Origin of the sequence: Bacteroides cutis (assembly GCF_900241005.1) — a bacterium.
GTDB lineage: Bacteria > Bacteroidota > Bacteroidia > Bacteroidales > Bacteroidaceae > Bacteroides > Bacteroides cutis.
In genome coordinates this window covers 757,159-781,663 of record NZ_OEST01000001.1, presented here as the reverse complement: position 1 = coordinate 781,663, position 24,505 = coordinate 757,159, and the positions used below count along the sequence as shown (strand labels likewise).

At 43.2% G+C, this 24,505-nt stretch carries 20 protein-coding genes and 1 tRNA gene; 17 read left to right on the top strand and 4 right to left on the bottom strand.

The annotated features are described in order from the left end of the window. Positions 1–205: 205 nt before the first annotated feature. Complete coding sequence (locus tag C1A09_RS02995; protein ID WP_101542231.1) at positions 206–709, top strand: RNA polymerase sigma factor; 504 nt, start codon at positions 206–208, stop codon at positions 707–709. 113 nt (positions 710–822) lie between these two features. Here C1A09_RS02995 and C1A09_RS02990 read toward each other — a convergent pair whose 3' ends face one another. The 3 genes from C1A09_RS02990 to C1A09_RS02980 are packed head-to-tail and all read right to left on the bottom strand — an operon-like array spanning position 823 to position 5,824. Then, positions 823–2,697, bottom strand: a complete 1,875-nt coding sequence (locus C1A09_RS02990) for an alpha-L-fucosidase (protein WP_101542230.1) — start codon at positions 2,695–2,697, stop codon at positions 823–825. A gap of 14 nt (positions 2,698–2,711) precedes the next feature. Continuing rightward, entirely contained in the window at positions 2,712–4,274 is a 1,563-nt protein-coding gene (locus tag C1A09_RS02985) for a sulfatase family protein (RefSeq protein WP_180949175.1), read from the bottom strand. A gap of 17 nt (positions 4,275–4,291) precedes the next feature. Continuing rightward, positions 4,292–5,824 (bottom strand): arylsulfatase, encoded by a 1,533-nt coding sequence (locus C1A09_RS02980; protein ID WP_101542228.1) that lies wholly within the window; start codon positions 5,822–5,824, stop codon positions 4,292–4,294. A gap of 314 nt (positions 5,825–6,138) precedes the next feature. On the opposite strand from C1A09_RS02980, the gene mraZ reads away from it, so the two are divergent. From mraZ to C1A09_RS02910, 14 genes are all read left to right on the top strand, one after another. Next, complete coding sequence (mraZ, locus tag C1A09_RS02975; RefSeq protein ID WP_101542227.1) at positions 6,139–6,633, top strand: division/cell wall cluster transcriptional repressor MraZ; 495 nt, start codon at positions 6,139–6,141, stop codon at positions 6,631–6,633. A gap of 24 nt (positions 6,634–6,657) precedes the next feature. Then, positions 6,658–7,575 carry a 16S rRNA (cytosine(1402)-N(4))-methyltransferase RsmH gene (rsmH, locus tag C1A09_RS02970; protein WP_101542226.1) on the top strand — a complete coding sequence of 306 codons (918 nt, stop codon included), beginning with the start codon at positions 6,658–6,660 and terminating at the stop codon, positions 7,573–7,575. 37 nt (positions 7,576–7,612) lie between these two features. Beyond that, complete coding sequence (locus C1A09_RS02965; protein ID WP_101542225.1) at positions 7,613–7,972, top strand: FtsL-like putative cell division protein; 360 nt, start codon at positions 7,613–7,615, stop codon at positions 7,970–7,972. A gap of 96 nt (positions 7,973–8,068) precedes the next feature. Continuing rightward, positions 8,069–10,171 (top strand): PASTA domain-containing penicillin-binding protein, encoded by a 2,103-nt coding sequence (locus C1A09_RS02960; RefSeq protein ID WP_101542443.1) that lies wholly within the window; start codon positions 8,069–8,071, stop codon positions 10,169–10,171. Between the two features lie 97 nt (positions 10,172–10,268). Continuing rightward, entirely contained in the window at positions 10,269–11,717 is a 1,449-nt protein-coding gene (locus tag C1A09_RS02955) for a UDP-N-acetylmuramoyl-L-alanyl-D-glutamate--2,6-diaminopimelate ligase (RefSeq protein ID WP_101542224.1), read from the top strand. 52 nt (positions 11,718–11,769) lie between these two features. Continuing rightward, the gene (mraY, locus tag C1A09_RS02950; protein WP_101542223.1) at positions 11,770–13,038 is read left to right on the top strand and encodes a phospho-N-acetylmuramoyl-pentapeptide-transferase; all 1,269 of its coding nucleotides are present in this window, start codon (positions 11,770–11,772) and stop codon (positions 13,036–13,038) included. Between the two features lie 86 nt (positions 13,039–13,124). Continuing rightward, positions 13,125–14,459, top strand: a complete 1,335-nt coding sequence (gene murD, locus C1A09_RS02945) for a UDP-N-acetylmuramoyl-L-alanine--D-glutamate ligase (RefSeq protein ID WP_101542222.1) — start codon at positions 13,125–13,127, stop codon at positions 14,457–14,459. A gap of 59 nt (positions 14,460–14,518) precedes the next feature. Then, positions 14,519–15,802, top strand: a complete 1,284-nt coding sequence (locus C1A09_RS02940) for an FtsW/RodA/SpoVE family cell cycle protein (protein WP_101542221.1) — start codon at positions 14,519–14,521, stop codon at positions 15,800–15,802. A 99-nt stretch (positions 15,803–15,901) separates the two neighbouring features. Continuing rightward, the gene (gene murG, locus C1A09_RS02935) at positions 15,902–17,050 is read left to right on the top strand and encodes an undecaprenyldiphospho-muramoylpentapeptide beta-N-acetylglucosaminyltransferase (RefSeq protein WP_101542220.1); all 1,149 of its coding nucleotides are present in this window, start codon (positions 15,902–15,904) and stop codon (positions 17,048–17,050) included. Between the two features lie 31 nt (positions 17,051–17,081). Beyond that, positions 17,082–18,470 carry a UDP-N-acetylmuramate--L-alanine ligase gene (gene murC, locus C1A09_RS02930; RefSeq protein WP_101542219.1) on the top strand — a complete coding sequence of 463 codons (1,389 nt, stop codon included), beginning with the start codon at positions 17,082–17,084 and terminating at the stop codon, positions 18,468–18,470. Further along, entirely contained in the window at positions 18,467–19,204 is a 738-nt protein-coding gene (locus tag C1A09_RS02925; protein ID WP_101542218.1) for a cell division protein FtsQ/DivIB, read from the top strand. Before murC ends, C1A09_RS02925 begins: the two co-directional genes overlap by 4 nt. 113 nt (positions 19,205–19,317) lie before the next feature. Beyond that, positions 19,318–20,730 (top strand): cell division protein FtsA, encoded by a 1,413-nt coding sequence (gene ftsA / locus C1A09_RS02920; RefSeq protein WP_101542217.1) that lies wholly within the window; start codon positions 19,318–19,320, stop codon positions 20,728–20,730. A 27-nt stretch (positions 20,731–20,757) separates the two neighbouring features. Next, positions 20,758–22,077 (top strand): cell division protein FtsZ, encoded by a 1,320-nt coding sequence (ftsZ, locus tag C1A09_RS02915; RefSeq protein ID WP_101542216.1) that lies wholly within the window; start codon positions 20,758–20,760, stop codon positions 22,075–22,077. Between the two features lie 37 nt (positions 22,078–22,114). Next, positions 22,115–22,564 (top strand): GatB/YqeY domain-containing protein, encoded by a 450-nt coding sequence (locus C1A09_RS02910; protein ID WP_101542215.1) that lies wholly within the window; start codon positions 22,115–22,117, stop codon positions 22,562–22,564. A 411-nt stretch (positions 22,565–22,975) separates the two neighbouring features. Here the strand turns inward: C1A09_RS02910 and recO are convergent, their stop codons facing one another. After that, positions 22,976–23,704 (bottom strand): DNA repair protein RecO, encoded by a 729-nt coding sequence (gene recO, locus C1A09_RS02905; protein ID WP_101542214.1) that lies wholly within the window; start codon positions 23,702–23,704, stop codon positions 22,976–22,978. A gap of 285 nt (positions 23,705–23,989) precedes the next feature. Here recO and C1A09_RS02900 point away from each other — a divergent pair. Together C1A09_RS02900 and rpsT are read left to right on the top strand one after the other, a co-directional pair. Continuing rightward, positions 23,990–24,061, top strand: a tRNA-Glu gene (locus C1A09_RS02900). Between the two features lie 39 nt (positions 24,062–24,100). Then, complete coding sequence (gene rpsT / locus C1A09_RS02895; RefSeq protein WP_101542213.1) at positions 24,101–24,355, top strand: 30S ribosomal protein S20; 255 nt, start codon at positions 24,101–24,103, stop codon at positions 24,353–24,355. Positions 24,356–24,505: the final 150 nt, after the last annotated feature.

Below are 24,505 nucleotides of genomic sequence, written 5' to 3'. Positions count from 1 at the left end.
GCAAAATTAACGCATCTTTTTAATTAAATGCAAATAATTGATAGAAAACTACACCCAATTTCTACCAAAAAGCACCTAAAATCTGTCAATTGATAGTTTTCCCCCCAAAGATTGGTTAAAATCCGTCTACCATAGAGAAAGAAGTTTCGTAAACTTGCAATGCCGAAAGGTTAAACGAACAAGTAACCAAAAAACAAAGCACATTATGAATAGTATTACATTTAAAAAAGATTTGCTCGGAGTACAAGACGATTTATTACGTTTTGCATATAAACTGACTTCCGATCGTGAAGAAGCAAATGACCTGTTACAGGAAACCTCCCTAAAAGCTTTGGATAATGAAGATAAATATATGCCAGACACCAATTTCAAAGGTTGGATCTATACAATTATGCGTAACATCTTTATAAATAATTACCGTAAAGTAGTACGGGACCAAACATTTGTAGACCAAACTGACAATTTATATCACTTGAATTCTCCACGGGAAACCGCATATGATAACACAGAAAGTGCATACGACCTAAAAGAGATGCACCGCATCGTCAATGCATTGCCACGCGAATATAAGGTACCGTTCTCCATGCATGTTTCCGGTTTCAAATATCGCGAAATAGCAGAAAGATTGGGACTTCCATTGGGAACCGTAAAGAGTCGCATATTCTTTACTCGTCAAAAGCTACAACAGGATTTGAAGGATTTTGTTTAATCAAAGAAATATTCAGCTATTTCCAAAAATATAGTGCAGATTTTAGTTGTATCAAAAAGAGAAAGAGGTTGTTTCGTGATGAAACAACCTCTTTTATTCTATCCTCAAAGAAATCATTTCTCCACAAGAATACCTACTTCACCAATAGAAGTACAAGGCTGCCCGGTAATTTCAGCAAGCGGTTCAAGTTTGAAATAACGCGCACGATAACTCTTACCAAAACGTACAAAATAAGGAAATGGATTGTGCATAATATTACTGAACTCTCCGGCAACATTACATTGGCTCCACGATTTCCCGTCTATACTTACATAAAACGCATATTTATAGATAGTACCCGACAGATCGTCACCCGTAACAGGCGAATAACTGAACCCTGCAATTTCTATCACCTGTCCCATATCAACCGTCAACGGTTGTAGCGAGGAGGTACGCCAAGCCGTACTTCTATCACCATCAATGGCCAAACGAGCGTTTACATCCCCTTCTACGATATGCCAGTCTTTAGTAGATATATCACTCAACCGCACTGATGTACTCCCATCAACCAGAGGTTCGGCATAAAACAAACCCACCTTCATGATATTTGCTTTTCCACGGGCAGAACGAATGGTGATACGTATCTTATCGACCTTCGTATCAGAAAAACGAATAAGTCGTTTATATCCCACAGTAGTTCCTTCGGCCATGTAACGCCATGAGCCATTGGAATAAGCCTCCACAAGGAAATTTTCTACACGTTGCCCCTTAGCAATATCTTCCTGAATGAGAAGGGTATTTACCAAAGCCCCCCTCTGAACCTCATACGTATGAATATCACCGGAGTACGCTTGCCAATAAAAATTACCTTTCCAAAGGAAATTTGTACCAAAAGTCTTTTTTAAATAAATCGAGAACTCTTTGAGACGTTTTACGTCATGTTCATTTATGAGTCCTCGTCTATCCGGTGGAATGTTAAGCAACAATACTGAATTGTAACCCACGGACTTGAAATAAATATCAGCCAGATGCGCCAAAGACTTCACCTGTTTATCCTGTTCGGCATGATAAAACCACCCCGGACGAATGGAAACATCTACTTCGGAAGGATACCAAAACAATTCCCGAGCACGTGCCACCACATCTCGTCCACCCAAATCTTTGGTTGTTCCAAGGACGCCTAGTTCTTGCCTCAACTGCGCACTACGGGGGTAAGAGCCCGGTGCCAGTACCGTAGCACTCCATTCCGTTTCACGTCCGATACCTTTCTCGTTACCTACCCAGCGTACATCATCTCCCATAATGGCGGTAACAGCTTTCGGTTGTAGACGGCGAATGGTTTTCAAAATAGTATCCCAGTCATAGACTTGCTTTTTACCATTAGGGCCTTCACCATTAGCACCGTCAAACCAAACCTCGTGTACTTCGCCATAGTTGGTCAACAATTCCGTAAGTTGTTCTACAAAGAACCTGTTATAGGCAGGAATATCCCCATAACAAGTAGCATTACGATCCCATGGGGAGAGATAAACACCAAATTTAAGGCCGTATTTATCACAAGCATTACGAAGTTCACGCACAACGTCACCTTTTCCGTCACGCCAAGAACTGGATGCTACCGAATGACGGGTGGTCTTCGTGGGCCACAAACAGAAGCCATCGTGATGTTTCGCCGTAATGATAGCCATCTTGAAACCTCCCTCTTTGAGGGAACGCACCCATTGGTCACAATCCAATTCTACAGGATTAAAAATATCAGGATTCTCCGTACCATCTCCCCACTCCCGTCCTGTGAAAGTATTGATACCAAAGTGTAGAAAAGCGGTCAACTCCATCTGTTGCCACTCTAACTGTTGCGGAGTAGGTACCAAACGGGAAGCCATATCTAATTTTTGTTCTATCGTAGCTCCGGCGGGAAAAACGATATTCTTCTCATAAAAAGTTTCCTGTGCTTGTAAGGCTACAGAGATTATAAAGGCACAATATGCCACTAACAACATTCGTTTCATACGCAAATTCAGATTTAATATCTAATAGAATCATTATACTGTTCTTGCAATACCGCAAGATTAACTTTCAAATCCTCCACCACTTTAGCCATATCGGGACACCCATAGATATTGCGCATCTCAGAAGAATCACTCTTCAAGTCGTAAAGTTCCCATTCATCGATATCATCATAAAAATGAATCAATTTATAGCGCTCAGTACGTATCCCGTAGTGTCTCTTCACCATGTGCTCGGCAGGATATTCATAATAATGATAATACAATGCCTTACGCCAGTCGGCCGGTTTCTCCCCCCTCAATAAAGGAACGAGAGAAACGCCATGAATATCTTTGGGAACTTGCACACCTGCAAGTTCCAGGAAAGTCGGTGCATAATCTATATTTTGAACCATTTCATCAATATCCCCTTTATAGTTAAAATCCTTTGGCAAATGCATAATCAAAGGGGTACGCATGGATTCTTCATACATAAAACGTTTGTCAAACCAACCATGCTCGCCCATATAAAACCCCTGATCAGATGTATACACCACCAGCGTATTGTCCAGTAAATCCTCTTTTTTCAGATAATCGAGTACCCGACCTACATTGTCATCCAAAGATTTCACGGTTTTCATGTAATCTCTCATGTAGCGCTGATACTTCCAATTAGCAAGTTCTTTACCTTTAAGATTTTGTTTATAGAAGTCTTCTATTATAGGACCGTAAAATTTATCCCAGGCAGCCCGCTGACCTTCATCCATACGCCCAAGATAGTGTTCATAAAGAGCCTTTAACCGGGTTTGTTTATCAGGACGCAACATCTTCAAATCGTAAATCATATCCATATCTTTCACGATACTCATCTCTTGGGAAGCTGCAGCAGGACGTCCTGCATAATCATCAAAGAAATTATTAGGAAGCGGAAAGGTCTTATCTTCGTAGAGTGCCAGGTTACAGGTATCCGCCAACCAATTGCGATGGATAGCTTTATGATGGATCAAAAGACAAAATGGTTTATTCTTATCCCGCTTATTCTTCATCCAATCTATGGCATCATCCGTTATGATATTCGTCACATAGCCATGTTTCCGTATTTTACCATTGTTCTGAGTAATGAAGTCGGGATTGTAATAATCTCCCTGACCGGGTAGGATTTGCCAATAATCAAAACCGGAAGGCATACTTTCTAAATGCCATTTACCTACAAGCGCAGTTTCATAACCTGCCCGTTGTAAGAGTTTCGGGAAAGTCTGCTGAGAAGAATCGAACACACAAGTCGAGTTATCATAGAACTTATTAGCACAACTGTGTTTACCCGTAATCATACAAGCACGACTCGGCCCGCTCAAGGAATTGGCAACAAAACTATTGGTAAAGCGTACACCATCAGCTGCTATCCTATCTAAATTAGGAGTTTCCATATAGCGATGGTCATAGCAACTCATCATTTGCGCCGTATGATCGTCCGTCATTATATACACAATGTTATACTGTTTCTGTTCTCCACTTTTTTTCTGGGAAACACAAGAATTCATTGAAGCAACGAAAGTGGCACCGGTCAAAGAGTAAAAGATTTTAGATTGTAATGGGTTCATCATAATAGATGTATTAGTTAGAAGAAAAATGAGGCAGGTAGTGTTACCTGAAAGTCATTACTATTTTTATATTCTTGTTTGATAATTACTACCATTTGTTTTACGATATCCGGATGTAAAGCTGCGACATCATGGTCTTCATGAATATCGGTTATAAGATTGTACAAATGAGGAGTACCTTTTTTGACCACCATTTTCCAGTCACCCATACGCACACCTATCTGATCAGTCTCATGGAACTCCCAGTAAAGAAATTCGTGCATCTGTTGCCCATCCTTGCCCAATAATGTAGGAGCAAAGGAGATACCGTCAAAACAATCATCCGCAAGTTTCGTATTGATATACTTTTGGGGAAATGCCTTGTCTCCCACCAGTTCACAGAAAGTCGGCATGATATCATAGAAAGCAAGTTGATGCTGATTTACCGAACCGGCAGGAACATGACCCGGCCAACGTACAATAAAAGGAACTCGGATTCCTCCTTCATAACATTGCCGTTTCAAACCGCGTAACTTACCATCTCTTCCGAAGAAAGCAGGATCGGCTCCTCCCTCTTCATGAGGGCCATTATCACTACTGAATATGACAATCGTATTTTCATCGAGCCCCTTCTCTTTCAGCTTCTCCAAAACCTCACCCACATAGTAATCCAAACGGGTAATCATACCAGCAAACTCGGCATGCGTATGATCTACTGCATTATAACGGGAACCCTCCTGACCTCCCCAAGTTTTATCCACAAAGAATTTCTTTTTATAACCTTTCAAAATGGAATCATTGGGTTGCACCAATTCAGCATGAGGCAATGTATATGTGAAGAGACCATAGAAAGGTTGACCTCCGTCCTGTTTATCAAGCCACTCAAGTGCTTTCCGGTGTATAAGATCGGCTGAATACTGTGAACGCTTCTTGTAATCGTCTCCAAACATCGGATAGTTGATATTATCCTCCATCACAATACGAACAACTCCCGTGTCGCCCTCCAGTTTACTGTACTTATTCAAGAAGTTAGGATAATATAAATGCGCCTGAAACTGGCATATAAAACCATAATATTCATCTATTCCTCTTTTATCGGGCGTAGAACAGGAGCCCTCATAACCACCTGCCCACTTTCCAAACATACCAGTCGTATAACCATTCTTTTTCATTACTTCAGGAATAATTATATGACCTGCATCATAGGGTTCCTGTCCTACCACAGAGAAATCCTTATTGACACCATACTGCATCATTGGAACTCCTCGCCAGTATTCTTTATTTCCTCTTACATGTGTATGTCCTGTATGCTGCCCGGTCATCAATGAAGCTCTTGACGGCGCACTCACCGGACTGCCTGCGTATGCCTGCGTAAATCTCATGCCCTCTTGTGCCATACGATCTATATTCGGGGTATGAATATACTTCTGCCCGTAACAACCTAGATCTCCATATCCCATGTCGTCACACAGAATAAAAATAATATTAGGCTTAAGAGGTTTATTTATTGCGTTACCATATAAAGAAACAGCTAGTAGCCCTGTTCCTAAAGCAAATGTTATGTTTTTCATACGATTAAAAGGCTAGCAAGATTATTAGTGTTATTATCTGCCGCTAAATTACAAATTTATACGGTTTCTCTTATAAACAAGAGCAATATATATTAATTATCAAAAGAGAAAATATAGCTTAAATACGAGTTAAATGAAAAAATAAACCTATAGCAATTCCCCACCAACAAAGCATTTCAGCACATTGTTCATTTTCAACGGAATAAGTAATTAACAAGATGTTGAAAACTTCTACATAAAGTTTTAACTAAAAGATGTGGGGAATTGTGGGGAAATATGTATTTTTACCGTCGCTTATTATAATAAGGTGATAAATGATACGTTTTTTAGGCAATATTGAAGCTAAGACAGATACAAAGGGACGCGTATTTATCCCTGCCGGCTTCCGGAAGCAACTACAAGCTGTTTCCGAAGAAAGACTTGTATTGCGCAAAGACGTATTTCAGAACTGTCTAGTTCTCTATCCGGAAAGTGTCTGGTTCGCAACACAAAACCAACTTCGGCAGCGGCTAAATAAGTGGAATGCCAAACACCAACAAATCTTCCGACAATTTGTAAGTGACGCGGAAATCATGGTTCCCGACGGGAACGGACGCATCCTCTTACCCAAACGTTATTTACAAATGGCAGGTATACAGAACGATGTACGCTTTATCGGTATGGACAACACTATTGAAATTTGGGCAAAAGAGTATACAGAGCGCCCTTTCATGGCATCGGAAGAATTCAGTGAAGCTTTACAGGATATATTGGGAGATTTAGATTACGAAAATAGTAAAGAGGAGGAAAAAAGTGATAAACTAAAATGATAAAGTGATTTTAGAAAAATAAAGATGAAGGAAGAACTGACATACCATATTCCGGTACTACTATTACCAAGTGTGAACGGAATGAATATTCGTCCCGACGGAACGTACGTAGACGTCACGTTCGGAGGGGCAGGCCATTCCCGCGAAATTTTGTCGAGACTGGGTAATGGAGGTAGATTACTGGGATTTGACCAAGATGAAGATGCGGAACGAAATATTGTAAACGATCCACACTTTACCTTTGTACGCAGTAATTTTCGTTATCTGCACAACTTCCTACGTTATCACAATATTAGTAAAGTGGATGCTATACTTGCCGATCTAGGGGTGTCTTCCCATCACTTTGACGACAGCGAACGGGGATTTTCTTTCCGTTTTGATGGCGCATTGGATATGCGTATGAATAAACGTGCTGGTATCACCGCCGCCGATGTGGTAAACACATACGATGAAGAACGGTTGGCAAATCTGTTTTACTTGTACGGAGAATTGAAAAATAGCCGAAAATTGGCTACAGTCATCGCAAAAGCCCGTTCTATACAGAAGATAACCACTATCGGTGAATTTCTGGAAATTATCAAACCCCTATTCGGCCGTGAACGGGAAAAGAAGGAGTTTGCCAAGGTATTCCAAGCACTCCGTATAGAAGTCAACCAGGAAATGGAAGCATTGAAAGAGATGCTTTATGCAGCAACTGAAACGTTGAAGCCAGGTGGACGATTGGTAGTTATTACCTATCATTCACTGGAAGACCGGATGGTGAAGAATATCATGAAAACGGGTAACGTAGAAGGTAAAACTGAAAAGGACTTTTTCGGAAATATACAAACACCTTTTCGGTTGATAAACAACAAGGTGATTGTGCCGGATGAAGCAGAGATAGAACGCAATCCTCGTTCTAGGAGTGCTAAACTGAGAATTGCGGAAAAAATAGAAGAATAAGAAACGACAGAGTGGTAATGCTATAAAGTAATAAGTGATGGGTGAAACAAACAATAAACAGGAAGAAAAGAAAACCGAAAAGGTGAAAAAGCATGCTTCGCTGAAAAACATCATTGGAGGTGACATTCTGGCTACGGACTTTTTCCGTCGTCAGACCAAACTGCTTGTACTCATTATGGTACTTATCCTTTTCTACATTCATAACCGTTACGCTGCTCAGCAACAGATGATAGAGATAGACAAACTCAAGAAAGAACTTATTGATATCAAATATGATGCACTGACACGTAGCTCGGAACTAATGGAACGAAGCCGGCAATCGCGTATTGAAGAGTATATCGCAACTAAAGAGAGCGACTTACAAACCTCAACCAATCCACCATACTTACTGAAATAATAGAGAGTTAAAAAAGTGGATAATTGAGAATTAAAACAATTTAAATTGTAAATCTTTAAACCGCAAATAGAATTGGCTGTAAATAAGAAAAATATAATGACCCGTTATTTCTTTGTCGTCCTTATCATGGGACTGGCGGGAATAGCTATTATCGTAAAAGGTACCGTTATCATGTTTGCCGAGCGACAATACTGGCAAGACGTGGCCGATCGTTTTGTGAAAGAGAATGTTACCGTTAAGCCCAATCGTGGAAATATTCTTTCAGCCGATGGCAAGCTGATGGCAAGTTCATTGCCTGAATATCGCATATATATGGACTTCAAAGCCGGTGGCGAGCAAAAAGACACCATGCTCATAAACCATCTTGGAGAGATATGCGAAGGCCTCCACAAAATATTTCCAGATAAAAGTGCTGCCGAATTTAAAAGCCATCTGTTGAAGGGACGTAAGAAAGGAAGCCGCAACTACCTGATTTATCCCAAGCGTATCTCTTATATTCAATATAAAGAGGCTAAACGGTTACCGGTATTCAACTTAAACAAATACAAGGGCGGATTTCACGAACAAGCATACAACCAACGTAAGAAGCCCTTTGGCTCATTAGCAGCCCGTACTTTAGGCGACCTCTATGCCGACACTGCACAAGGTGCAAAAAATGGTATTGAATTAGCATTTGATACCCTATTGAAAGGTCGTGACGGTATTACTCACCGCCAAAAAGTGATGAACAAATACCTGAATATTGTCGATATCCCCCCTGTAGACGGTTGCGATATTATTTCCACAATTGATGTAGACATGCAAGACATTTGTGAAAAAGCCCTTGTCGACAAATTAAAAGAAATCAATGCTAATGTAGGGGTAGCCGTACTTATGGAGGTACAGACCGGAGAGGTAAAAGCTATTGTCAATATGATGAAAGCCGGAGACGGTAATTATTACGAGATGCGTAACAATGCCATCAGTGACATGTTGGAACCGGGTTCTACATTCAAAACCGCTTCTATCATGGTAGCGTTGGAGGACGGTAAAATCACTCCCGATACGGAAGTAGATACCGGCAACGGTATTATGAACATGTATGGCAGTAAAATGAAAGATCATAACTGGTATAGAGGTGGATACGGAAAAATCAATGTGACACGCATTTTGGAGGTATCTTCCAATATCGGCGTTTCCTACCTCATTGATAAATATTATAAGGATAATCCGCAAAAATATGTAGATGGATTGAAACGTATGAGTATCGACCAACCTCTCCACTTGCAAATCGCCGGTGAGGGTAAGCCTAATATTCGTGGTCCCAAAGAACGTTATTTTGCCAAAACTACTTTACCGTGGATGAGTATCGGTTACGAAACACAAGTTCCACCACTGAACATTCTTACTTTTTACAATGCCATTGCCAATAACGGTACCATGATACGCCCAAAATTTGTAAAAGCTGCCGTAAAAGATGGCGAGATAATAAAAGAGTTTCCTACGGAAATTATCAATACAAAGATATGTTCTGACCGTACTTTGACACAAATCCGTGAGATACTGCACAAAGTGGTTTCCGAAGGACTTGCAAAACCGGCCGGAAGCAAGCAGTTTGCAGTGGCAGGCAAGACAGGAACGGCACAAATTTCGCAAGGGGTCTCCGGTTACAAATCCGGACGGGTGAATTATCTTGTTAGTTTCTGCGGATATTTCCCGGCAGAAGCACCCAAATATAGTTGTATAGTTTCCATACAGAAGCCAGGACTTCCCGCATCCGGTGGTCTGATGGCAGGTAGTGTATTTGGGAAAATAGCCGAAAGAGTTTATGCTAAAAACTTGCGGTTTGACATCCGTAGTGCTATAGATAGTACTACCAATGTGATACCTACTGTAAAATCAGGAAACCTTAACGAAGCATTGTATGCGCTGAACTCGTTGAACATTCCCACTCAACACCAACTCAACAAAGAAAAAGGAAAAGAGTTATGGGGACATGTGCAAGCTACCCCATCAGTGATAATATTACAAAACCAAGGAAAAGACTCGAGTACGGTACCCAGTGTGATAGGTATGGGCGCAAAGGATGCCGTCTATTTACTGGAAAGTAAAGGATTGAAAGTAAGACTGAATGGGGTAGGACGAGTCAAGAGCCAGTCGATAGCAGGCGGAAGCCGGATTATAAAAGGCCAAACCATACTATTGACAATGCACAATTAAGAATGAATAATTATCATGTAATATTATATATAATAAATAAGGTATAAAGAAATTAAGTAATTAACGGATAATTGTCAATTATCAATTAATAAAAGGTATGAAATTAAGCGAATTACTAAAGACGATACAACCGGTACAAATCATCGGAAGTACGGATATAGAGATAACTAGAGTGAACATCGACTCTCGTCTGATAGAAGCCGGACACCTGTTTATGGCTATGCGCGGCACTCAAACCGATGGACACGCCTATATCCCCGCAGCCATAGAGAAAGGCGCTGTTGCCGTACTTTGTGAAGATGTACCGGAAAAGCCTAAAGACAGTATCACCTATATCCAAGTAAAAGACAGCGAAGATTCGGTAGGCAAAATAGCAACTCTCTTCTATGGCGACCCTACTTCTAAAATGGAATTGGTAGGTGTAACCGGAACAAACGGTAAAACTACCATCGCTACCTTATTATATAATACGTTCCGTTACTTTGGATATAAAGTAGGACTGATTTCTACCGTATGTAATTACATCGACGACCAGCCTATACCTACGGAACATACCACTCCCGATCCTGTCACACTGAACCGCCTATTAGGAGAGATGGCCGATTCCGGCTGCAAATATGCATTTATGGAAGTAAGTTCCCACTCCATCGCTCAGAAACGTATCAGCGGATTGAAATTTACCGGGGGGATCTTTACCAATCTGACACGTGACCATTTAGATTATCATAAAACTGTTGAGAATTATCTCAAAGCTAAAAAGAAGTTCTTCGACGATATGCCTAAGAACGCATTCAGCCTGACAAATTTGGATGATAAAAACGGATTGGTAATGACGCAGAACACACGCTCCAAAGTCTATACCTATTCGTTGAGAAGTCTCAGCGACTTCAAAGGAAAGGTATTAGAATCTCATTTTGAAGGTATGTTGCTCGACTTCAATAACCACGAGCTGGCTGTAAACTTCATCGGCAAGTTCAATGCCAGTAACCTGCTGGCAGTATTCGGAGCTGCCGTATTGCTGGGTAAGAAAGAGGAAGACGTGCTTATCGCCCTCAGCACCTTGCACCCCGTAACCGGAAGATTTGATGCCGTACGTTCTCCCAAAGGTTTCACCGCCATTGTAGATTACGCCCATACCCCGGATGCACTTGTCAATGTATTGAATGCCATCCATGGAGTATTGGAAGGCAAAGGAAAAGTAATCACTGTAGTCGGTGCCGGGGGTAACCGTGATAAAGGCAAGCGCCCCATTATGGCCAAAGAAGCTGCCAAAGCCAGTGACCGCGTCATTATTACTTCCGATAATCCGCGCTTTGAAGAACCTCAAGATATCATCAACGATATGCTTACCGGACTGGATAAAGACGATATGCAAAAGACACTCAGTATTGTCGACCGGAGGGAAGCCATCAAAACAGCCTGTATGCTGGCACAGCCAGGTGATGTTATTCTCGTTGCCGGAAAGGGACACGAGAACTATCAGGAGATTAAAGGGGTGAAACATCACTTCGATGATAAAGAGGAATTAAAAGCGATAATGTTTTAAAGTGATAAGGCGACATAAAACTACCATCACTCTAAAAGTAAATTGAAAAATTATGTTATATTATTTATTTCAATGGTTAGATAAATACGATTTCCCCGGAGCTGGTATGTTCGGTTATACATCCTTCCGGGCATTGATGGCAATCATTCTGGCATTACTCATATCGAGTATCTGGGGTGATAAGTTCATTAACCTGTTGAAACGGAAACAAATCACTGAAACGCAGCGTGATGCCAGTATCGATCCGTTCGGAGTAAATAAAGTAGGCGTCCCGAGTATGGGTGGGGTTATCATCATCTTCGCCATCCTCATCCCATGCTTGTTACTGGGTAAGTTGAGCAATATCTACATGATACTGATGTTAATTACCACCGTTTGGTTAGGTTCTTTGGGTTTTGCCGATGATTATATCAAGATATTCAAGAAAGATAAGGAAGGTCTGCACGGTAAGTTCAAGATTATCGGCCAGGTAGGTTTGGGACTGATTGTAGGTTTAACACTCTATCTGAGCCCGCAGGTTGTTATCCGCGAAAACATAGAGATACAGCAACCTAACGGACAAATAGAAGTGGTACATGCCGCCAAAGAAATCAAAGCTACACAAACCACCATCCCGTTCTTCAAAAGCAATAACTTCGATTATTCCGACCTCGTAGGTTTTATGGGCGAACATGCCCAAACCGCAGGATGGGTACTGTTCGTCATCATCACCATCTTCGTGGTCACTGCCGTATCCAATGGTGCCAACCTGAACGACGGCATGGATGGCATGGCGGCAGGAAACTCTGCCATCATCGGATTAACTTTGGGAATATTGGCATACGTATCCAGTCATATTGAATACGCAGGTTATCTGAATATCATGTATATTCCCGGCTCTGAAGAACTGGTAATCTTTATCTGTGCCTTCATCGGTGCCCTTATCGGTTTTTTGTGGTACAACGCCTATCCGGCGCAGGTATTCATGGGTGATACAGGTAGCCTGACCATCGGCGGCATCATTGCCGTATACGCCATCATTATTCACAAAGAACTGTTGATACCTATTCTTTGTGGAATATTCCTGGTAGAAAACCTATCAGTTATTCTGCAACGGGTCTACTACAAAGCAGGCAAACGAAAAGGAGTAAAACAACGTCTTTTCAAGCGAACACCGATACACGATCATTTCCGTACCAGTATGAACCTGATCGAGCCAGGATGCAAAGTTGTATTTACCAAACCTACACAGTTGTTCCATGAATCGAAAATTACCGTCCGCTTCTGGATTGTAACGATTGTACTGGCAGCAATAACGATTATAACATTGAAAATCAGATAAGGTGATAGAGTGATAGAATTATAGGGGCGATAGTGCAATGTCATTTTAGAACATTATCACACTATCGCATTAACACAATTATTAATATGAGTAGAATTGTAGTATTAGGAGCAGGTGAAAGCGGCGCAGGTGCTGCTGTACTCGCCAAAGTGAAAGGTTTCGACACGTTCGTCTCCGACATGTCTGCCATTAAAGACAAATACAAGGAACTGCTGAACAAGTATGACATTACTTGGGAAGAAGGGAAACACACCGAAGAGATGATACTCAATGCCGATGAAGTGGTGAAAAGTCCCGGTATCCCCAACGATGCTCCACTTATTCTTAAACTGAAAGAAAAAGGTACACCTATTATCTCCGAAATAGAGTTTGCCGGACGCTATACAGATGCCAAGATGATTTGTATAACGGGATCGAACGGTAAGACCACTACTACCTCGCTCATTTACCACATCTTTAAGAGTGCGGGACTGAACGTAGGCTTGGCAGGAAATATCGGGAACAGTCTTGCCCTGCAAGTGGCAATAGAGAAACACGATTACTATGTCATCGAGCTGAGTTCCTTCCAACTCGACAATATGTATAATTTCCGTGCCAATATCGCCGTATTGATGAACATCACTCCCGACCATCTGGACCGTTACGACCACTGCATGCAAAAATATGTGGATGCCAAGTTCCGTATCACACAAAATCAGACGTCTGAAGATGCCTTCATCTATTGGAACGACGACCCCATCATCCGCCGGGAGCTTGCCAAACATGGCTTGAAAGCGCACCCCTATCCTTTCTCTGCCGTAAAAGAAGATGGTGTTATAGCCTACGTGGAAGACGGAGAAGTGGAAATCAACGAACCGATTGCTTTTAACATGGAACAAGAGGAGTTGGCGTTGCATGGCACACACAACTTATATAACTCTCTGGCCGCTGGAATATCCGCCAACCTTGCCGGTATCCGTAAAGAAGATATCCGCAAGGCCTTGTCAGATTTCAAAGGCGTGGAGCATCGTCTTGAAAAGGTTGCTACCGTACGTGGCATTCACTTCATCAACGACTCTAAAGCAACAAATGTAAACTCTTGCTGGTATGCCTTACAAAGCATGACTACCCGAACAGTGCTTATCCTCGGCGGTAAAGACAAAGGTAACGATTATACCGAAATAGAAGATCTTGTACGCGAAAAGTGTTCTGCTTTGGTGTACTTGGGATTACACAATGAAAAGCTGCACGAGTTCTTCGACCGCATGGATCTGCCCGTAGCAGATGTGCGGACAGGAATGAAAGATGCAGTAGACGCAGCCTATAAGTTGGCAAAAAAAGGAGAGACAGTATTACTCAGCCCTTGTTGCGCCAGTTTCGACCTTTTCAAAAGCTATGAAGACAGAGGTGACCAGTTCAAGAAATATGTAAGAGAGTTATAAAAGTGATAAAGTGATAAAATAATAAAATGATAGAGTAATATCACATCACCACATTATTTATGGATTTATTAAAGAGCATATTCAAAGGGGACAAAGTAATCTGGATTATCTTTCTTGTCCTTTGTCTCATCTCCATAACGGAGGTGTTCAGTGCTGCCAGTACGCTTACTTATAAGAGTGGTGACCACTGGGGACCGATTACACAACACAGCATCATCCTAATGGTGGGTGCCGTAGTTGTAGTCCTAATGCACAACATACCTTACAAATGGTTCCAGGTATTTCCCGTTTTCTTGCTACCGGCATCAGTAATACTGTTGGCACTTGTTATGATGATGGAGCGCATAAACGGTGCTGCCCGTTGGATGACGTTCATGGGCATACAGTTTCAACCGTCGGAGGTGGCAAAAATGGCGGTCATCATCGTCACGGCATTTATTCTCTCCAAAGGACAGGACGAAAACGGCGCCAGTCCCAAAGCTTTCAAACGTATCATGATAATCACCGGTATCATATGTCTACTCATTGCGCCCGAAAACTTATCTACTGCCGCTCTACTGTTCGGAGTCGTCTTTCTGATGATGTTCATCGGTCGTGTGGCTATAAAAAAACTCCTGATACTGGCAGGCAGTCTGGCGGGAGTAGCCATTATTGCCGTAGCCTTTCTGGTGGTAACCAAGAACAGCGATCTGCCTTTCCTACACCGTTTTGATACCTGGCGTGCCCGTATTGAGAAATTTACCAGCAATGAAGAAGTGCCTGCCGCCAAATTCGATATAGATAAAGATGCACAAATAGCTCATGCCCGTATTGCCGTTGCTACCAGCAATGTAGTAGGCAAAGGTCCCGGGAACTCCGTTCAACGTGACTTCCTGAGCCAGGCTTTCTCCGATTTCATCTTTGCCATTATCGTCGAGGAACTCGGATTGGTTGGCGGAATTGTCGTGGTTTTCCTCTATATCTGCCTGTTGATACGTGTAGGGCGTATTGCCAAAAAGTGCGACCGCACCTTTCCCGCTTTCCTCATCATAGGTATCGCCTTGTTGTTGGTGTCACAGGCCATTTTCAACATGATGGTAGCCGTAGGCCTTGCCCCCGTAACGGGACAACCACTTCCGCTCATCAGCAAGGGAGGTACATCTACGTTAATAAACTGTGCCTATATTGGTATGATACTAAGCGTGAGCCGATATACAGCCAAACTGGAAGAGCAAAGAGCACATGACGCCCAAATCACCATGCAGATAGAAACCGGCAATACAGATGAAACCGCCAACAGTGATGCGCAAACTGCCGCCGAACCTACTGCCAAAGTGCTGAACAGTGATGCCGAGTTCGAATAAGCGGAGTTTGGAATAACAGATAGACGAATATATGGATATAATGTATTGAATATTGATAGAGTATGCCAAGTATTCATACGAATTCTAATAAAACAAGATATGGAAACAATTAATAATAAGCCACGCATCATCGTCAGTGGAGGAGGTACGGGAGGACATATCTTCCCTGCTGTATCCATTGCCAACGCCATAAAAGAGTTGTGCCCCGACGCGGAAATTCTTTTCGTAGGAGCAGAAGGGCGTATGGAAATGCAGCGTGTCCCCGATGCCGGATATAAAATTATCGGATTGCCTGTAGCCGGTTTCGACCGTAAACGACTGTGGAAGAACTTCGCCGTATTGATAAAGTTGGTACGTAGTCAATGGAAAGCCCGCAAAATAATCAAGGAATTCCGCCCACAGGTAGCCGTAGGTGTAGGTGGTTATGCCAGCGGTCCCACCTTGAAAACAGCAGGCATGATGGGCGTTCCTACCCTGATACAAGAGCAAAACTCCTACGCAGGCGTCACCAATAAGTTACTTGCTAAGAAAGCCTGTAAGATATGTGTAGCTTACGAGGGCATGGAAAAGTTCTTCCCTGTGGAGAAAATCATCATGACCGGTAACCCGGTGCGCCAAAACCTGTTGGAACATTCCATTTCTCATAAAAAAGCTGCAGACTATTTCGGTTTAAATCCCGCTAAGAAAACCATTCTCATACTGGGTGGCAGTCTTGGTGCACGTACCATCAATCAAACATTGACGGAAGGATTGGAAATCATCCGTAACAATCCTGACATACAATTCATCTGGCAAACCGGAAAGATATACATCGAACAGGTGAGAGACGCTATCACCACAGTAACGGGAGAAACCGTACATCATCCTCATATCAACGCCATTCCCAACCTATACGTGACAGATTTCATCAAAGACATGGCAAGTGCATACTCCGTAGCCGACCTTGTCATTTCACGTGCCGGTGCAGGTTCCATCTCGGAATTCTGCCTGTTACGCAAACCGGTCATTTTGGTACCCTCGCCCAATGTGGCAGAAGACCATCAGACCAAGAATGCCCTGGCGCTCGTCAATAAGGATGCAGCCATCTACGTGAAAGATTCCGAAGCCAAAAACAGATTGCTACCCGTAGCGCTGGAAACCATAGCCAATGCTGAGAAGCTGGAAAGCCTGAGCGATCATATCGCCAAATTGGCATTGCCCGACTCAGCGATTATTATAGCGAAAGAGGTACTGAAACTCATAAAATAAACAATAGCATTGAAAGCAACTTAATAAAACAATGAAAGATATAGATATAATCAAATCCGTTTATTTCGTCGGTGCCGGTGGCATTGGCATGAGTGCCCTGATACGCTACTTCCTCTCCAAAGGTAAGTTTGTTGCAGGTTACGACCGTACTCCGAGCGAGCTGACCGGACACCTGATAGCCGAAGGCGCCCAGATACATTATAAAGAAGACGCCAGCCTCATCCCCGAAAGCTGCAAAGATCCGGTAACGACTTTAGTAGTCTATACCCCCGCCGTACCGCAAGAGCATGCCGAACTGGCCTATTTCCGCGAGAACGGTTTCGAGATACTGAAACGCTCTCAAGTATTGGGTATCATTACCCGCAGTAGCAAAGGACTTTGTGTAGCCGGTACGCATGGAAAGACCACTACCAGTACAATGGCCGCCCATCTGTTACATCAGTCCCACGTAGGCTGTACCGCCTTCCTTGGTGGTATCTCCAAGAATTACGGTACTAATCTTCTGCTGTCACAAACCAGTCCCTATACTGTCATCGAAGCTGATGAGTTCGACCGTTCTTTCCATTGGCTTTCCCCCTATATGAGTGTTATCACCGCTACCGATCCCGATCATCTGGATATCTATGGAACAGCAGAAGCCTATCTCGAAAGCTTCCGCCACTACACTACCCTTATCCAACCGGGAGGTGCCCTGATTCTTCACAAAGGCCTGACCGTTAAACCAGAGGTACAACCGAGTGTCAAGACCTATACCTATTCCCGTAACGAAGGCGATTTTCATGCCGAGAACATCCGTATCGGAAATGGTGAAATATTCATTGATTTTGTTGCCCCGGACACCCGTATCAATGATATCCAATTAGGTGTACCCGTCAGTATCAACATCGAAAATGGTGTAGCCGCCATGGCACTTGCTCACCTGAATGGAGTTACCGACGAAGAAATAAAACAAGGTATGGCCAACTTCCATGGTGTAGATCGCCGTTTCGACTTCAAATTGAAGAACAATCAAATCGTATTCCTCAGTGACTATGCCCACCACCCTGCCGAAATAGCTCAAAGCGTGAAGTCCATCCGTGAGTTGTATCAAGACAAGAAGATAACCGCCATCTTCCAACCCCATCTCTATACCCGCACCCGCGATTTCTACAAAGACTTTGCCGACAGCTTGTCTTTGTTGGATGAGGTAATCCTGACGGAAATTTATCCGGCACGCGAACAACCCATCCCCGGTGTCACCAGCCGTCTGATATACGACAATCTGCGCCCGGGCATCGAGAAATGTATTTGCAAGAAAGAAGAAGTACTGAACCTGCTATCTCAGAAACCTATCGAGGTATTGATAGTACTGGGAGCAGGTGATCTTGATAATTATGTACCCGAAATAGCCGAACTGCTCAAGCAGAGAATGAAGATATGATAAAACGGATTTTACTTTCTATCGTCCTGTTGCTTGTCATTGCCTATCTGGTAGTGGCTATCACCGCTTTCAACCGAAAACCTGCCGGTCTGGTGTGCCGTGATGTAGAGCTGGTTGTCAAAGACTCGGTGTATGCCGGCTTCATCACGAAAAAGGAAGTAGCCGCCATACTGGAAAAGAAAGGTATCAGCCCCATCGGTAAAGACCTGGACCGCATCCGCACCAAGACTTTGGAACAGATATTATCCAAACATCCGCTTATCGACCGCGTGGAATGTTACAAGACTCCCAGTGGCAAGCTCTGTATCGAAGTAACCCAGCGTATTCCCATTTTGAGGATCATGAGTTCCAACGGCGAAAATTACTATCTGGACAACAAAGGTACCGTGATGCCACCCGATGCAAAGTGTGTGGCGCACCTCGCAGTTGTAACCGGAAATGTAGAAAAGTCGTTTGCCATGAGGGATTTATATAAGTTTGGTGTATTTTTGCAAAGGAATTTGTTTTGGGATGCACAGATTGAACAAATTCACGTACTGCCGGGTAGAAATATCGAATTGGTGCCGCGTGTCGGTGATCACATCATCTACCTCGGTAAGCTGGACGGCTTTGAACAGAAATTGAAGCGGGTCAAGGCTTTTTACGAAAAAGGATTAAACCAGGTGGGCTGGAACAAATACTCCCGTATCAGCGTTGAGTTTGGTAACCAGATTATCTGCACAAAAAGAAAATAAGAGGATTGGCTATTTACGATTTAATAGTCTAAATTTTTGATAGTTGAATAACTCCTTCTTGAGTAATGCAGTAAATAGTAAATAGTAAATCGTTAAACAGTAAATAAATAGATATGGCAACAACAGATTTTATCGCCGCTATTGAGTTGAGTTCTTCCAAGATTTCCGGCATCGCCGGAAAGAAGAACAGTGACGGAAGTATCCAGGTGTTGGCTTATGCTCGTGAAGATGCCTCTTCGTTTATACGCAAAGGTATCATCTACAACATCGATAAAACCGCACAAGCCCTGACTTCCATCATCAACAAACTGGAAAGCCAGTTAAACAACTCTATCGCTAAAGTATATGTAGGCATCGGCGGGCAGTCACTGCGCACAATCAAAAATGCGGTAAGCCGTACACTGGAAGAAGAAGGCATCATCTCGCAGGAACTGGTGGACTCCATCTGTGATGAAAATCTTGAAGTTCCTCTGGCAGACATGAGTGTACTGGATGTAGCCCCTCAGGAATATAAGATAGACAACAACCTGCAAGTAGATCCGGTAGGGGTAGCAGGTCAACATATCACCGGTCAGTTCCTCAATATTGTTGCCCGTGCTTCGCTCAGAAAAAACCTGGAATACAGCTTTGAGTCGGCCAAAGTGGAGATTGCGGATTTACTCATTGCCCCCACCGCCTTAGCTAATGCCGTATTGACGGAAAATGAAATGCGGTCGGGTTGTGCTTTGGTAGATTTCGGTGCCGATACCACTACCATCTCCGTATATAAAAATAACATCCTCCGCTACCTGAGTGTATTGCCGCTGGGTGGAAACAATATCACCCGTGACATCACCTCCCTTCAAATGGAAGAAGAAGATGCCGAAAAGCTGAAACTGCAGTACGGCAACGCTCTTTACGAAGAAGAGGAAGAAACGGAAACACCCGTTGTATGCACGCTGGAAGACGGACGTACCATCGAACTGGCTATTCTGAATAGTATCGTAGAAGCCCGCACGGAAGAAATCCTCGCCAATGTGTGGAACCAGTTACAGTTGTCCGGTTACGAAGACAAGCTGTTTTCCGGCGTAATCTTTACCGGTGGCAGCGCCAACCTTAAAAACACCGAAGAAGCGTTCCGCAAACTGAGCAAGATAGACAAGGTCAAAACCGTGAAGTTTGTGCATAACACCATCCACGGTTATAGCGACGTGCTTCGCAAAGACGGTATGCAGAATACGCTGCTGGGACTCCTTGCCGCCGGTAACGAAAACTGCTGCATGCAAGAGACCAAGTCCGCACAATCGAGCAGCAACGTACCCCCCAAACCTGTTGACATGTTTGGTGATGATGAAACCCTGAAAGAACAGGAAGCCGCTGCCCGCGCAGCCAAAGCACAACGTGAGAAGGAAGAGAAAGAACGCAGAGAGAAAGAACGTAAAGAGCGCGAGAAAAAGGAGAAAGAGAAGAAGAAAGGTCCAAGCTGGTTTGAAAAGACTTTCAACAAACTCTCCAACGAGATTTTCTCAGACGAGGACATGAAGTAATAAAGTGGATTAGAAAATTAAATTATTATGGACGATATAGTACAATTCGATTTCCCGACTGACTCACCGAAAATCATCAAAGTCATTGGTGTGGGTGGAGGTGGCGGCAATGCCGTAAACCACATGTACCGGGAAGGTATACATGATGTGACGTTCGTGCTGTGTAACACAGATAACCAGGCATTGAAGGACTCCCCTGTACCGGTCAAGTTACAACTGGGTAAGGAAGGACTGGGTGCCGGCAATCGTCCCGCACGTGCCCGCAAGGCTGCGGAAGAAAGTATCGAAGACATTAAAAACATGCTGAACGACGGTACTAAAATGGTATTCATCACTGCCGGTATGGGCGGTGGTACGGGTACAGGTGCCGCCCCCATCATCGCGCAGACTGCCAAGGAAATGGATATACTGACCATCGGTATCGTCACCATCCCGTTCCGTTGGGAAGGCGACAAGAAGATAGACCAGGCACTGGACGGTGTAGAGGAAATCAGTAAGCACGTAGATGCATTGCTGGTTATCAACAACGAAAAGCTGAGCGAAATATACAGTGAACTCTCCGTAGACGATGCCTTCGACAAGGCAGACGATACGCTCTCGGTAGCCGCCAAAAGCATTGCTGAGATCATCACCCTGCACGGAAAGGTCAATCTCGACTTCAACGACGTCAAGACCGTACTGAAAGACGGCGGTGTAGCCATCATGAGTACCGGATATGGTGAAGGAGACAACCGTGTAAGCATGGCTATCCAGAACGCCCAACATTCTCCATTGCTGAACAACAATGATATTTTCAACTCCAAGAAGGTATTGCTCAATATCTCCTACAGTTCACAACATAAACTGATGATGAGTGAAATGGACGAGGTTAAAGAATTCATGAACCGATTCAGCCGCGACTTCGAGACCAAATTCGGTATGGCTATCGATGACAAACTGGAACAAAAAGTGAAGATTACCTTGCTTGCCACCGGTTTCGGTATCCAGGATATCCACATGAAGGAAATGGACGACCGCATCACACAGCGTACCGCCGAAGAACAAAAGCGCCTTGCCGAACTGGAGGAGGAAGAAGAACAGAAACGTAGCCGCCGCGAAGTGTATTACGGCAAGGATGCCAACATCAAATACCAACGTACCCGACGTCGCCACATCTATCTCTTCAATCCCGAAGACTTGGATAATGCCGACATCATCAGCATGGTAGAAAATTCCCCCACTTATACACGCGACAAGAGTACACTCGCCGCCATCAAGACCAAAGCCGAAGAAGAGGGGCAACTTGCTACTAAAGAGGCACAAGAGACGGAAGCAGGAACCGGTGAAGGGGGAATTATCACTTTCTAAATGATAACTATAAAACAACTTTAAAACAATATATCTTATGGACTTATTTGAGAAAGTCAGCGAAGACATTAAAACCGCAATGAAAGCCAAAGACAAAGTAGCTCTCGACGCCTTGAGAAATGTAAAGAAAGTGTTCCTTGAAGCTAAAACCGCTCCGGGAGCAAACGATACTCTTAGCGATGCAGATGCTTTGAAGATTATCCAAAAACTAGTAAAGCAAGGTAAAGACTCCGCCGGAATGTATATAGAACAAGGCCGTACGGATTTGGCAGATGCCGAGATGGCGCAAGTAAAAGTGATGGAAGCCTATCTGCCCAAGCAAATGACCCCTGAAGAACTGGAAATTGCCTTGAAAGAAATCATTGCCGAAACAGGTGCCACAAGTGGCAAAGACATGGGTAAAGTAATGGGCGTAGCCAGCAAAAAGCTCGCCGGACTTGCCGAAGGTCGTGCCATCTCAGCCAAAGTAAAGGAACTGCTGGGATAAAAAAAACGCTGAAACAAAAGTCGTTTATACCATAACTTGCCGCCATCCTTTTGCGATAAATTCCTAAAAATTATCGTTAAGGATGGCGGCAAGTTTTTTCTGCCTCCTCTTCCCCAAAACTTATCCTTATCCTGCGTGAGGGCTGCCATTACTCTATATTAAGCTCATTTATCCACTAAATCCTCTCGCTTTTCTCACTCCAAACACTACACCTATTGCACTGGTAAAGAATGCCATGAAGTTTCCTGCCCATAGGGAACGAGCGTTTCCTTTCATGGGAACAAGAATTTCCGTTAATGGAAACGACAGTTTCCTACAATGGGAACCGCAGTTTCCTACAATGGGAACGGGCGTTTCTCTTTATAGAAACGGAAGTAACCCTTCATGGGAACGGGAATAGATGAACACAGACTAATCGAATAACTCTTTCAGTACTTCCAAAGACTTCAATATGGGGAAATCCGGCAGATGCAAACGGTAATACTCATTCATTATCATCAGACAACGCGCACGCTCTGTACGGTTCATCGTGAAAAGATGCATGGTTTCATAATTCATGCGCATCAGCATCGTCAGGCGGGAAGATTCTTCGGGACCGATATAGTGAGAATGAAGTTGCGGACGCAATGAAGTGAAGCACGCATTCTGCAAATCAAAATAATCGCCGTTGGAATAATTTTCCAGATTGGGGTACAAACCGAGAAACCGGGACAAACGCATCAGAAAGACCAAATGAAAATTGGTAAATCCCGCACGGCATTCGTCCAACCAGATGATGGAATGTTGCAGATAAGCAAAGAGGGGACGGTTCTCCGTCTCCTCACGAACAACCCGGTACAGAAATTCCGAGAGAAAAAGGGCAATGGCAGATTTATAAGGATCGTAAGGGAGCGTGGAAAACGGATAAAAAGACTTTGCCTCCTTTATCTTATATATAGAGGTATTGGAACGGAAATCGGCTTCCAACTCCACTAAAGCCAATGGCTGGAAAAGTACCGGCCTCACTGCCGCCTTGCGCGAACGGGGTACAGACACCATAAAAGACGCCCTTCCGACTACCTCCGTATATATATCTACAATCATAGAGGTATCTTTGTATTTAAGGGTATGCAACACAATACCCAGCGTTTTCTGTAACATTTCCGGTTTCTTATCTGATTTCAATCCGATAACAAAGCTATAAAAAAAGAACGAAACAATGCAGAAGAAACAGGAAGAAATAAAAAAACGATAGGAAAAGGATAAAAAAATGAAAGCACATATCGCACTGATAATCAAATAATAAAACGAAGAAAACACAAAAATAGAGAAGAATAGTATTATTTTTTCTTAGGAATGTTTTGGTAATTCAAAAATAGTTTCTACCTTTGCAACCGCAAACGAAAGAAATGCCGGATGCAAGAGCGGAAACGCTCACTACAGGATGGCCCGTTCGTCTATCGGTTAGGACGCAAGATTTTCATTCTTGAAAGGGGGGTTCGATTCCCCCACGGGCTACAATTAAAAAAATAAACGAATTAAAAAAGATTAGTCGAGATGGCAAATCACAAATCATCACTGAAGAGAATCAGACAAGAAGAAACCAGAAGACTTCACAACAGATATTATGGCAAAACCATGAGAAATGCTGTTCGTAAGCTTCGTGCGACTACAGATAAAGCTGAAGCTACAGCTATGTTTCCCGCACTTACAAAAATGTTGGATAAATTGGCAAAGACTAATGTTATTCACAAAAACAAAGCAAACAACTTAAAATCTAAGTTGGCGCTTTACATCAATAAGTTGGGTTAAGCAAACCGATTACACAAAAGATATAAGAAGCTGGACTTTTCAGTCCGGCTTTCTTTGCGTTCTAACCATCCATCCGGCATATCCCCCTACCATTTTCCACGGTGCAAAAAAGCCGTAAACGACCCAAATTTCTCTATTCGTTTAGCATCC